The organism is Vibrio sp. 1078-1 (genome assembly GCF_033340475.1).
Genome location: NZ_JAWOWM010000023.1, coordinates 1 through 12,014, shown reverse-complemented (window position 1 = coordinate 12,014; position 12,014 = coordinate 1). Strand labels below are relative to the sequence as shown.

General features: G+C 45.9%; 15 protein-coding genes. 13 read left to right on the top strand and 2 right to left on the bottom strand.

The genetic code is table 11. The features are described 5' to 3' along the window. Nucleotides 1-60: 60 nt before the first annotated feature. From kefG to R7190_RS23575, 5 genes are all read left to right on the top strand, one after another. On the top strand, nt 61-654 hold the full coding sequence (kefG, locus tag R7190_RS23595) for a glutathione-regulated potassium-efflux system ancillary protein KefG (RefSeq protein WP_005381444.1): 594 nt from the start codon (nt 61-63) through the stop codon (nt 652-654). Next, the gene (gene kefB / locus R7190_RS23590) at nt 638-2,434 is read left to right on the top strand and encodes a glutathione-regulated potassium-efflux system protein KefB (RefSeq protein ID WP_262672174.1); all 1,797 of its coding nucleotides are present in this window, start codon (nt 638-640) and stop codon (nt 2,432-2,434) included. The genes kefG and kefB overlap by 17 nt, the downstream gene beginning before the upstream one ends. Nucleotides 2,435-2,467: 33 nt before the next feature. After that, nucleotides 2,468-2,668, top strand: a complete 201-nt coding sequence (locus R7190_RS23585) for a YheV family putative zinc ribbon protein (RefSeq protein ID WP_005381449.1) — start codon at nt 2,468-2,470, stop codon at nt 2,666-2,668. 92 nt (nt 2,669-2,760) lie between these two features. Next, entirely contained in the window at nt 2,761-3,312 is a 552-nt protein-coding gene (gene slyD, locus R7190_RS23580; protein WP_005381451.1) for a peptidylprolyl isomerase, read from the top strand. 131 nt (nt 3,313-3,443) lie between these two features. Next, nucleotides 3,444-4,385, top strand: a complete 942-nt coding sequence (locus R7190_RS23575; RefSeq protein ID WP_186584613.1) for an isoaspartyl peptidase/L-asparaginase family protein — start codon at nt 3,444-3,446, stop codon at nt 4,383-4,385. Between the two features lie 83 nt (nt 4,386-4,468). Here the strand turns inward: R7190_RS23575 and R7190_RS23570 are convergent, their stop codons facing one another. Then, the gene (locus R7190_RS23570) at nt 4,469-4,696 is read right to left on the bottom strand and encodes a SlyX family protein (protein WP_005381455.1); all 228 of its coding nucleotides are present in this window, start codon (nt 4,694-4,696) and stop codon (nt 4,469-4,471) included. After that, a complete protein-coding gene (locus R7190_RS23565; protein ID WP_005381457.1) occupies nt 4,693-5,679 on the bottom strand; it encodes a WD40 repeat domain-containing protein in 987 nt (328 codons plus the stop codon). Before R7190_RS23565 ends, R7190_RS23570 begins: the two co-directional genes overlap by 4 nt. 128 nt (nt 5,680-5,807) lie before the next feature. On the opposite strand from R7190_RS23565, the gene fkpA reads away from it, so the two are divergent. The 8 genes from fkpA to fusA all read left to right on the top strand — a co-directional run bounded on the left by fkpA (nt 5,808) and on the right by fusA (nt 11,783). Next, nucleotides 5,808-6,590 carry an FKBP-type peptidyl-prolyl cis-trans isomerase gene (gene fkpA / locus R7190_RS23560; protein WP_017821751.1) on the top strand — a complete coding sequence of 261 codons (783 nt, stop codon included), beginning with the start codon at nt 5,808-5,810 and terminating at the stop codon, nt 6,588-6,590. Nucleotides 6,591-6,733: 143 nt separating this feature from the next. Further along, entirely contained in the window at nt 6,734-7,456 is a 723-nt protein-coding gene (locus R7190_RS23555; RefSeq protein WP_005382804.1) for a transcriptional regulator, read from the top strand. Next, nucleotides 7,453-7,848 (top strand): sulfurtransferase complex subunit TusD, encoded by a 396-nt coding sequence (gene tusD / locus R7190_RS23550; protein ID WP_005382803.1) that lies wholly within the window; start codon nt 7,453-7,455, stop codon nt 7,846-7,848. The genes R7190_RS23555 and tusD overlap by 4 nt, the downstream gene beginning before the upstream one ends. Continuing rightward, a complete protein-coding gene (tusC, locus tag R7190_RS23545) occupies nt 7,845-8,201 on the top strand; it encodes a sulfurtransferase complex subunit TusC (RefSeq protein WP_005382801.1) in 357 nt (118 codons plus the stop codon). Before tusD ends, tusC begins: the two co-directional genes overlap by 4 nt. A gap of 7 nt (nt 8,202-8,208) precedes the next feature. Then, complete coding sequence (gene tusB, locus R7190_RS23540; RefSeq protein WP_054575286.1) at nt 8,209-8,484, top strand: sulfurtransferase complex subunit TusB; 276 nt, start codon at nt 8,209-8,211, stop codon at nt 8,482-8,484. A gap of 177 nt (nt 8,485-8,661) precedes the next feature. Further along, nucleotides 8,662-9,036: a 30S ribosomal protein S12 gene (rpsL, locus tag R7190_RS23535; RefSeq protein ID WP_004399892.1), complete on the top strand. Its 375-nt coding sequence runs from the start codon at nt 8,662-8,664 to the stop codon at nt 9,034-9,036. Nucleotides 9,037-9,137: 101 nt separating this feature from the next. After that, complete coding sequence (gene rpsG / locus R7190_RS23530) at nt 9,138-9,608, top strand: 30S ribosomal protein S7 (protein WP_005382796.1); 471 nt, start codon at nt 9,138-9,140, stop codon at nt 9,606-9,608. Between the two features lie 75 nt (nt 9,609-9,683). Beyond that, nucleotides 9,684-11,783 carry an elongation factor G gene (gene fusA / locus R7190_RS23525; protein WP_005382794.1) on the top strand — a complete coding sequence of 700 codons (2,100 nt, stop codon included), beginning with the start codon at nt 9,684-9,686 and terminating at the stop codon, nt 11,781-11,783. Nucleotides 11,784-12,014 lie beyond the last annotated feature (231 nt).

Here is a 12,014-nt window from a genome sequence, read left to right as displayed (position 1 = left end):
TGCTGTACAAAAAAGTATAACAATTTGATAACGGATAAAAATAACCACAAGGACGACCATTTGGCTGTTGCACCGTCTATTCTCCCAAAAGTTCTGGTCATTTATGCTCATCCAGAGCCACATAACTCGATTGCCAATCAAGTGATGATAAAAAAAGCTCAGTCGCTTGATCACGTCACTGTGCACGATCTTTACGGTGTTTACCCTGATTTCTTTATTGATGTGAATTACGAACATGAGTTGTTGCTCGCTCACGATGTGATTGTATTTCACCACCCACTTTATATGTATTCATGTCCAGCCCTATTAAAAGAGTGGCTAGACCGAGTGTTAGGTAAAGGCTTTGCGTTTGGCGGAGGTGCGGCGCTAGAAGGAAAATACTGGCGCAGTGTCATTACAACAGGTGGTAAAGAAGAAGCCTTCAGCGCGAAGGGGTACAACAAATACCCACTTGAGCAAATCTTGCAACCGTTTGAACTGACGGCAGCCCTATGCCAAATGCACTGGATTGAACCTCTGGTGTTGTATTGGTCAAGAAATGTTTCGGATATTGAACGCTACGAACATGCTGAGTTATACCGTGGATGGCTGAGTAACCCACTTGAAAACTGGCAAGCGGCAGATCGAGGAGGTCAGTATGGCGATCACCAGTGAGTTTCTTCAAAGCAGTGTGGTCTTTCTTTCGGCTGCGGTTATTGCGGTGCCGATTGCTCAGCGCCTTGGGCTTGGCTCGGTTTTAGGTTATTTACTCGCTGGTGTGTTGATTGGCCCATGGGGGCTTGGCTTAATTAGCGACGTTGATGCCATTTTGCATTTTGCCGAGCTTGGGGTTGTGTTGTTACTGTTTTTGATAGGGCTGGAATTAAACCCTAAAAAATTGTGGCAGATGCGAGGGCCGATTTTAGGTTTAGGCGGTGCGCAGGTTGTGGTCACGACCGCCGTGATTGGTAGTGTCGTCAGTATGTTTGGCGTAAGCATGCAAGTGAGTTTAGTGATCGGGATGGGGTTGGCGCTGTCCTCGACGGCGATTGCGCTTAAAGTCATTGAAGAGCAAGGGCTTAATGGTACCGAAACGGGGCAATCTGGTTTTGCGGTGCTGCTCTTTCAAGATATTGCAGTGATCCCGATGCTGGCGATGTTGCCCTTGCTAGCAGGCGGGCATAGTGGTGGAAGTTGGTTGGATGTCTTCACTATTTTAGGCAGCGTGGTAGCACTGTTGATTGGTGGTCACTTTTTACTACGTCCGCTATTTCGTTTTGTCGTGATGAGCGGCGTTCGTGAGCTCTTTACCGTTGCTGCACTTTTAGTTGTGCTTGGCATTTCGGTCGTGATGCAAAAGCTCGGCCTTTCGATGGCATTGGGGACTTTTTTAGCAGGCGTTTTGCTGGCAGAGAGTGAGTATCGCCATGAGTTGGAAATCGCTATCGAGCCATTTAAAGGTCTGTTGTTGGGGTTATTCTTTATTGCGGTGGGCATGGCGGTAAACTTGGGGTTATTGGCATTACATCCTTTAGAGATTCTCGGTGCGGTGGTGGCTTTGGTCGTGGTTAAGGGTTTGGTTTTGTATGCATTGGCGAGAGCTGCCCGTGTCGGAGCCAAAGCGAGAAGCCGTATGGCTGCAATTTTGAGCCAAGGCGGTGAGTTTGCCTTTGTCATATTTACCGCGGCGAGCCAAGAGGGCATTTTGTCCAAAGAGCAAGTGGCGTTTCTGTTGGTGGTGGTCAGTCTATCCATGGTGACGACTCCTCTTTTGCTGATGGGACAAAAGAAGTGGTTTGCTCATACCCTGAATCAAGAAGAAGAGGGCATGACCACGAAAGTCGTGGATCGCCGACCACGCGTTATCATTGCAGGCTTTGGACGTTTCGGTCAGATCGTCGGACGTTTAATGTATGCCAATAAAATCAAAGTGACAATATTAGAAAGTGATGCCAGCCAAATCCACCTATTACGTAAGTATGGTTACAAAGTGTTTTATGGCGATGCTACACAAATTGACCTATTGAGGGCTGCTGGCGCTGATAAAGCGGAAGCATTGATTATTTGTACTGATTCACCTGATGAGGTGATGGCCATCGTGGACATTTGTCGCGTGCACTTCCCGAAACTTAAGTTGTTAGCCCGAGCAAGAAGCCGTGTCGAGGCTTACCAGTTAATGAGTCATGGTGTAGAGAATTACTCTCGTGAAACATTTCTAGGGGCACTAGATCTCGGTCGCCAAGCGCTCGTAGAACTGGGTATGCATCCTTATCAAGCAAAGCGGGCAGAAGCACATTTTCGCAAGTTAGATAATGCTATGCTTAAGGACTTATTGCCTCAACACAATGAAGATAAGAAATTAGCTCAAAGAGCGAAAGAGGCCCGCAAAGAGCTAGAAGAAATATTTGGTCGTGAAATGGAGAGCGACCATCAGTCACCTAATCATTGGAAGTAGTACTTGAGCCAAGACTCAAGCTAAGGAAATAGCGTGAAAATCAAGAAACGTTTTATTGCCGGCGCTAGCTGCCCAAATTGCAGCCAGCAAGATACCCTGCGCTGGTGGATTGAAAATAACATCGAATTAGTTGAGTGTGTCGAGTGTGAGTTTACAGAGCAGCGCAAACCACAATCTGTAGAGAAAAATAAACACTCAGATCAGGAAATGATCGGAATTTTTAAGCCGGAGTAATTGAACTTCGATAATTGATCCCCATAATACACCCAGATATCTCAGTACTTAACCCCATTCAGGTTAAGTCAATTAATCTCCCTGGAGTTAGTATGAAAATTGAAAAGAACGTTGTTGCAAGCCTTGCATACAAAGTAATGATGGAAGACGGTGTCGTTGTTGATCAATCAACAGCAGAAGCACCTCTAGATTACCTTCACGGTCACAACAACCTAATCACAGGTCTTGAAAAAGAACTTGAAGGTAAAGTGGCTGGCGACAAGTTCTCAGTAACGGTAGCTCCTGAAGAAGCTTACGGTGAGCACAACGATGCGCTAGTACAGCGCGTTCCTGCGGACGTGTTCCAAGGCGTTGAGCAAATCGAAGTGGGCATGCGCTTCCTAGCTGACACTGACCAAGGTCCAATCCCTGTTGAAGTAACAGAAGTTGACGGCAACGAAGTGGTTGTTGACGGTAACCATATGTTAGCTGGTCAAACACTAACTTTCGAAGTAGAAGTTATGTCTACACGTGAAGCAACAGCAGAAGAGATCGAACACGGTCACATCCACCAAGGTGGTGGCTGTTGTGGTGGTCACGATCATGACCACGATCACGAAGAAGAAGGCGGCTGCTGTGGCGGCGGTAGCTGTGGTTCTCACTAATCATAAGCGCCTTCACTAGATAATCTTATCTAGCAAAGCTTTGAAAAGCGCAAGTTGAGTTTTCAACTTGCGCTTTTTGTTTATCTAAGGTGTAGTGCCAACCATACAAGGAATAACAGTTGGACAAAGTGATGACGAAACCTTTCTCGATTGCCATTCATGGTGGTGCGGGCACAATCTTGCGTGAACAGATGAGCGATGAGCTGCAACAATCCATCTTGGCGGATTTAGAAGCTGCGGTAAAAGCGGGACATCAAATTCTAGACACGGGCGGTGAAGCCTTAGATGCAGTCGTAGCGGCAGTGAAAGTATTGGAAGACTCTCCTAACTTTAATGCGGGTAAAGGCTCAGTGCTGACCAACAACGAAATGGTTGAAATGGACGCTTCTGTGATGGATGGTAGAAACCAAGCGGCAGGTGCTGTTGCCGGTGTTCGTCATATCAGAAACCCAATTGAGCTCGCTCGTGACGTGATGCGAAACAGCAATCATGTGCTGTTGGTGGGTGAGGGCGCAGAGAAGTTTGCTTTTGAGCAAGGCCATGAGTATACCGAGCAAGATTACTTCTTTACTGATCGCCGTTATGAGCAGTTGCTGTCTATGCGTGAGAAAGGACTGTTTGCTTTGTCGGAATCTCGTTACCCAGATGACCGTAAGCACGGTACGGTTGGTGCGGTGGCATTGGACCAACAAGGCAACTTAGCCGCTGCCACCAGTACGGGTGGCGTGACGAATAAGAAATACAACCGAGTCGGAGATTCTGCTCTTATTGGTTGTGGTACGGTGGCCGAAAATGGCGTCGTGGCAGTTTCCACTACGGGTGTCGGCGAGTTCTTTATTCGTAAACGTGTTGCGGAAGACGTTGCAGCACGTATGCGTTACTTACAAGAAGATATTCATACGGCTTGTGAACACATTATCCAAGGTGATCTCAAACAGATGGGCGGAGAGGGCGGTTTGATTGCCATTGATGCTAAAGGTGAGATGCACTTTGCGATGAACAGTTCTGGCATGTACCGAGCAGGCATTAATACGCAAGGCGAGCTGAGCGTTAAAATCTACGCCGACGAATAGCTTCCTCTTGAGTACCTTCTTAAGTAATTAATACAACAAAGCCCAGAACATGTTCTGGGCTTTATGCTATTTGAGCCTGCATTTTAATAATGCGGTGGTGGGGTTTCTTCTGACGGATCGGCTAAATTCGACGAGTCCATATTTTTTACTTTACCTACCACATATTTCATCTGATCGAGCATCTTGGTAATTTGCAGTTGTTGCTGCGATAAAGCGCCGTTCAGATCTTCAATAGTCTGTTCTTGGAACGCAAGCTGACATTCTAAGTCATTAATGCGTGCTTCCAATTGCTGAATGATTTTTTCTGTCATGATCCGTTCTCTAACTGCCAAGCTTGGGCAATACCTGCTGAAGTAGCAGTAATTACGCGTTGTTTTGAATCAAAGGCTGCATCATACACGACCGCACGGGGAGGGCGAGTGTCTTTTTTGGGCTCCACTTCAAATCCACTCATTCGTTTTCCGGTTTGAGTATCCCATATCGACACACGGCCAGAAGGGCTTCCTGTGACTAGTTGAGTCCCGTCGTCAGAAAATCGTGCGGTAGAGAAAATTAATTGGCGTGACCAACTGCTCAACTGTGTGACTTCTTGTCCAGTTTTTAAATCCCAAACAATCGCTTGGTTTCCGCCATCAGATGTCATTGCTAATTTTCCATCTCTTTGCAGGGCCACGCGAACAATTCGTTGTTCATGTTCGAAGGTTCGTAGTACTTGTCCGGTTTCGGTGTCCCACAGATACGCTTTATAGTCATTACCTCCGGTTAGGGCGAAGCGCCCATTAGGAGAAATGGCCACGGAATTGACTTTTTCACGATGCGCAAGGAACTCCATGCGACGCCCGGTGACTAAGTTGACATAAATTGCTTTACCGTTGGATAACCCAAGCAGAACTTGTTCACCATTACTGGTGATATCAACGTCGCGAATGAGCGCATCAGAGATAGACCAAAGGCCTTCGGATTGCGTCCAGCCTAGGTCCCAAACTGCGAAGTTCATTTGGCTTGCTGTAATTGCGTAGCGACCATTGTCAGATATGCGGATATGGGAAACCACATTGGCATCGGCATCGAGTTCACCCAGATTGGCTAGTTGTTCGTTTTGCTCTAGGTCCCACAACATCAAATGACGTTGTTGAGAATAGAGCAGAGCAAACCGTCCATCTCTGCTAAGTGCGAAGCTCGTCGCACCTTGAGGTTCTATCGGCCAACGCTGCACTTCACGCTCGGCGAAAAAGCAACCATTTAACGTGGTGATGACAATTAAATATAGGAATAAATGAAAAATTCTTTGCATCACATCTAATAATCCGGTTTGTGTCTTAAGACATATAGCTAGTATATTGGTATAACGATTGTCTTCACTAGTCTCATAGAAGATTTGTGCACAACAACCAATGGCAGAGCCATTATTGGGAGAATTTAATGAAATCAGTTTTAAAAGTGTCGCTACTTGCTGCAACAGTTATGCTAGCGGTAGGTTGTCAGAAAGAAGAAACTAAAACAGAAACCGCACCTCAAGCAGAACAAGTTCAAGCAGAAACCGGTAAAGCGGTTCACTTTAAAACCGACGACGACAAAGCGGCATACGCAATCGGTGTTTCATTTGCTAACTACCTAAGCACAAGCATCGACAAGCCAAGCGAAATCGGCATTAATCTTAACAAAGATTTGGTACTAAAAGGTATCGAAGACGTCTTCAAAGGCAATGCTGAATTGAATGAAGAAGAAACACGTGCAGCACTAGAATCTCTAGACAAGCGTGTTGCAGAAAAGATGCAAGCACAAGCGGCTGAGAAAGCAGCTGAAGCGAAAAAAGCTGGCGATGATTTCCGAGCTGAGTTTGAGAAGCAAGAAGGCGTAGTGAAGACAGATACAGGTCTTCTATACCAAGTAATGACACCAGCTGAAGGTGAGAAGCCAAAAGACACTGATACGGTTCAAGTACACTACAAAGGTACTCTGATCGACGGTACTCAGTTCGACAGCTCATACGATCGTGGTGAACCTGCAACGTTCCCACTTAACCGTGTAATCCCAGGTTGGACAGAGGGTGTTCAGTTAATGCCTGTGGGTTCTAAATTCAAATTCGTTATCCCGCCAGAGCTAGCATACGGTGACCAAGACACACCAAGCATTCCTGCTAACTCAACGCTAGTATTTGAAGTTGAGCTGCTAAAAGTTGAGAACGACAACGCAGAGCAATAACAATAAGCTGCGATAAGTTATTGAAAAAGGTCCGTTTAACGGGCCTTTTTTGTTCTAGGTCACTAGTTGGTGAGTTTGCTAGGTTGCTTTTCAAATTTTCTGATAAACTTACACCAATTTGTTGATTTTTCGCTCGAAGGCTTATGACAACTACAGAAACAATAAACGCGGAGATGTTGCTCGAAATGGAATCCGTTAACGTGATGCCGTTTACCGAGCACGACAAAATCATTTTAAGATCTTATGAGGCGGTCGTGGATGGTATCGCCAGCCTGATAGGTCCATTTTGTGAAATCGTTCTTCACTCTCTAGAAGACTTAAATACCTCTGCAATTAAAATCGCTAACGGTGAAAACACGGGGCGCCAAGTCGGCTCACCAATCACCGATTTAGCGCTTAAGATGCTAAAAGACATCGAAGGCTCGGAGCGCAACTTCTCACGTTCGTACTTTACCCGTGCAAAAGGTGGCGTGTTGATGAAGTCGATTACTGTCGCCATTCGTAATGGCGAAAATCGCGTGATTGGTTTGTTGTGTATCAACGTCAACTTGGATGCGCCTTTCTCGCAAGTCCTTCAGTCTTTCATGCCGACGCAAGAAGCGAAAGAAGCGGCTTCCTCGGTCAACTTTGCTAGTGATGTAGAAGAGCTGGTGGACCAAACTGTTGAACGCACCATCGAAGAGATCAATGCGGATAAGTCCGTGTCTAACAACACCAAAAATCGCCAGATCGTGATGGAGTTGTACGACAAAGGTATCTTCGATATTAAAGATGCCATCAACCGTGTCGCGGATCGCCTTAATATTTCAAAACACACCGTTTACTTGTACATTCGTCAACGTAAAACCGAGGATGATGAAAGGTGAGCAAACTGACTTACACGTTAGTGGTGAATGGTCCCGTTTATGGCAGCCAGTCAGCGCGCAGTGCTTATCAGTTCGCCAAAGCGGTGATAGAGCAAGGCCATCAGCTAGTGAGCGTCTTCTTTTATCAAGATGGTGTGACTAATGGTACTGCTTTGAGTGTGCCAGCCAACGATGAGTTTGATCTCAATAAGGCGTGGCAGTTTTTGGCTAAAGAGCATGGTGTTCGCCTAGAAACTTGTGTCGCGGCCGCTTTGCGTCGCGGGATTGTAAGTGAAGAAGAAGCAAATCAACATGGTTTGGTACAGAACAATCTAGCCGATGGTTTTGAACAAGCAGGCTTAGGTAGCCTAGCTGAAGCGATGTTAACCCAAGACAGAGTGGTACAGTTTTGAGTCAGTTAACTTATCTATTTCGTAGTGCGCCACATGGCAGTGCAGCTGGTCGTGAAGGTGTGGATGCACTGTTAGCCGCGTCGGCTTACTGTGAAGATATCAGCGTCATTTTCATGGGTGACGGGGTATACCAGCTTCTACTCGGGCAAGACCCCAACAATATTTTGAGTAAAGATTACGCGCCGATGTTAAAGCTTTTCGATTTATACGACATCGAACAAGTCTTTGTGTGTTCAGAGTCGTTAACCCAGCGAGGTTTGGCGCAAGCGGATTTAGTCATTGAAGCCCAAGCGTTAAGCTCAGAACAGCTCAAAGATAAGTTACAACACGCTGGCAAGCTACTGTCTTTTTGAGGAAGTTATGTTACACATCATAAAAACAGTCTCTGCTCTAGAAGACGCTATGCCTTTATGCAGTGAACAGGATGACATCTTACTTATAGAAGATGCAGTGTACGCTGCTAACTCGCAACATAAAGCACTTTCCCATCTAAAAAACCGCAGCGTATTTGTGTTAGAGAGCGATGCACAAGCTCGCGGTATTGCAAATCGTATTAGTCCATCGCTGACGATTGTGAATTATTCAGGCTTCGTTGAACTAACAGCAAAACAGGATAAATCCCTAACTTGGGATTGAACAAGATTTGCTGTCGACAAAGCTTTACGGATGAATTGTTCTAATTGAACAAAAAAGATCCGTATATTTCTTGACACACCTCTCACTGCTGCATAGAATTTTGCGTCCCTAGCTGCATTGGCAGTTGGGGATAGATTTTTCACAAAGCTTACTTTCAAGTAAATCAGGAGCTAGTTAATGGCAACTATTAACCAGTTGGTACGTAAGCCACGTGCAAAGCAAGTTGTTAAAAGCAACGTGCCTGCACTAGAAGCGTGCCCACAAAAACGTGGTGTATGTACTCGTGTTTACACTACTACACCTAAAAAACCTAACTCAGCACTTCGTAAAGTTTGTCGTGTACGTCTGACAAACGGCTTCGAAGTTACATCGTACATCGGCGGTGAAGGTCACAACCTTCAAGAGCACTCAGTTGTTCTAATCCGTGGTGGTCGTGTTAAAGACCTTCCAGGTGTGCGTTACCACACTGTTCGCGGCGCACTAGACTGTGCTGGCGTAAATGACCGTAAACAAGGTCGTTCTAAGTACGGTGTGAAGCGTCCTAAGTCTTAATGGATTCCGTTAAGTAAGGCCAAACACTAAATTATTTTTAATTTTTTGAAAAAACTGAAAAGTTTTGGATAAAACCTGAAGAAGACAACGGAGATAAATCCATGCCACGTCGTCGCGTCATTGGTCAGCGTAAGATCCTTCCAGATCCAAAATTCAAATCTGAATTGCTGGCAAAATTCGTTAACATCCTAATGGTTGACGGTAAAAAATCTACTGCAGAGAAAATCGTTTACACTGCACTAGATGCTATGGCTGAAAAGTCTGGTAAAGACCACTTAGCTATTTTTGAAGAAGCTCTTGAAAACGTTCGCCCAGCGGTAGAGGTTAAATCTCGCCGTGTTGGTGGTTCAACTTACCAAGTACCTGTAGAAGTACGTCCGGTTCGCCGTAACGCACTTGCTATGCGTTGGTTGGTTGAAGCTGCGCGCAAGCGTGGTGAAAAATCTATGGCTCAACGCCTAGCTGCTGAAATGCTAGACGCGTCTGAGAACAAAGGTACTGCGGTTAAGAAACGTGAAGACGTTCACCGCATGGCTGACGCAAACAAAGCGTTCGCTCATTACCGTTGGTAATACCTTCTGTGCTGCGAGGTTCTCTCGCAGCACTTTTCTATACTCTAAGGTACACCTTAGTAAGAGGATACAATCGTGGCTCGTAAAACTCCTATTGAGCTATACCGTAATATCGGTATCTGTGCTCACGTAGATGCAGGAAAAACAACCACAACTGAGCGTATTCTGTTCTACACTGGCCTTTCTCACAAAATCGGCGAAGTTCACGATGGTGCAGCAACCATGGACTGGATGGAGCAGGAGCAGGAGCGTGGTATCACTATCACATCCGCTGCGACTACTACATTCTGGCGTGGTATGGAAGCACAGTTCCCTGAGCATCGCGTAAACATCATTGATACCCCTGGACACGTTGACTTTACTATCGAAGTAGAGCGTTCTCTTCGTGTACTTGATGGTGCTGTGGTTGTGTTCTGTGGCTCATCTGGTGTTGAACCTCAGTCTGAAACTGTATGGCGTCAAGCAGACAAATACCACGTTCCACGTTTGGTATTTGTAAACAAGATGGACCGTGCGGGCGCAGACTTCCTACGCGTTGTGAACCAAATTAAGAATCGTCTTGGTGCGACTCCTGTTCCAATCCAGCTGAACGTTGGTGCGGAAGATGAGTTCAGAGGTGTCATCGACCTTATCAAGATGAAAATGATCAACTGGAATGATGCCGATCAAGGCACTTCGTTTACTTACGAAGACATCCCAGCTGACATGATTGAACTTGCTGAAGAGTGGCGCAACCACATGGTTGAATCCGCTGCTGAAGCTAGCGAAGAGCTGATGGACAAGTACCTTGAAGAAGGTGAATTGACTGAAGCTGAGCTCAAACAAGCTCTACGTACTCGCACACTAAATAACGAAATCGTACTGGCTACTTGTGGTAGTGCGTTTAAGAACAAAGGTGTTCAAGCGGTACTGGATGCAGTAGTTGAGTTCTTGCCATCGCCTGTTGACGTACCTGCAATTAAAGGTGTCGACGAAAGAGAAAATGAAGTTGAGCGTCATGCTGACGACAACGAACCTTTCTCAGCGCTAGCGTTTAAGATTGCGACTGACCCATTCGTGGGCACGCTAACTTTCATGCGTGTTTACTCCGGTGTTGTAAACTCGGGTGACGCTGTTTACAACTCAGTAAAAGAGAAGAAAGAGCGTTTCGGTCGTATCGTTCAGATGCATGCGAATAAGCGTGAAGAAGTGAAAGAAGTTCGCGCTGGTGATATTGCAGCTGCTATCGGTCTGAAAGACGTAACAACAGGTGACACACTGTGTGATCAGAACCACAAAGTGATTCTAGAGCGCATGGAGTTCCCTGAACCAGTTATTCAGATTGCTGTAGAGCCTCGTTCTAAGGCAGACCAAGAGAAAATGGCTATCGCGCTAGGTAAACTAGCAGCGGAAGATCCATCATTCCGCGTGGAAACGGACGACGAATCAGGTCAGACTCTGATCTCCGGTATGGGTGAACTTCACCTAGACATTATCGTTGATCGTATGAAGCGTGAATTCAGCGTTGATTGTAACGTTGGTAAACCTCAGGTTGCTTACCGTGAAACCATTCGTGGTAAAGCGGAAGTTGAAGGTAAGTTTGTTCGTCAATCAGGTGGTCGTGGTCAATACGGTCATGTTTGGGTCAAACTTGAGCCTTCTGAGCCTGGTGAAGGTTTCGTATTCGTAGACGAAATCGTGGGCGGTGTGATTCCTAAGGAATACATCAGTTCGGTATCGAAAGGTATCGAAGAGCAAATGAATAGTGGTGTTCTAGCGGGTTACCCTGTACTAGATATTAAAGCTACACTATTTGATGGTTCTTACCACGATGTAGACTCAAGCGAGATGGCGTTTAAGATCGCTGGCTCGATGGCATTCAAGAAAGGTGCACTAGAAGCACAACCTGTGATTCTAGAACCTATGATGAATGTCGAAGTAACCACTCCGGAAGACTGGATGGGTGACGTTGTTGGTGACCTAAACCGTCGTCGCGGTATCATTGAAGGCATGGACGAAGGTGTGGCTGGTCTTAAGATCATCCGTGCTCAAGTACCACTATCCGAAATGTTCGGTTACGCAACTGATCTACGTTCTGCAACTCAAGGCCGTGCGTCTTACTCTATGGAGTTTCACGAGTACGCTGAAGTGCCGAAAAACTTCGCAGATAAAATTATTGCAGAGCGTGGTTACTAATTGACGATTGAACTGCAAAAAGTTTACGACTTTTTGCGAGATCAGGGCGTCCAAATATTGCGCTAACGGGCGTTGGCGCATAAAATAACAATTTCTGGCGCGTCGTCGATCAATAATGATCACGACGAATCATAACTAGGAAGGAACACGATCGTGTCTAAAGAAAAATTTGAACGTACGAAACCGCACGTTAACGTTGGTACTATCGGCCACGTTGACCACGGTAAAACA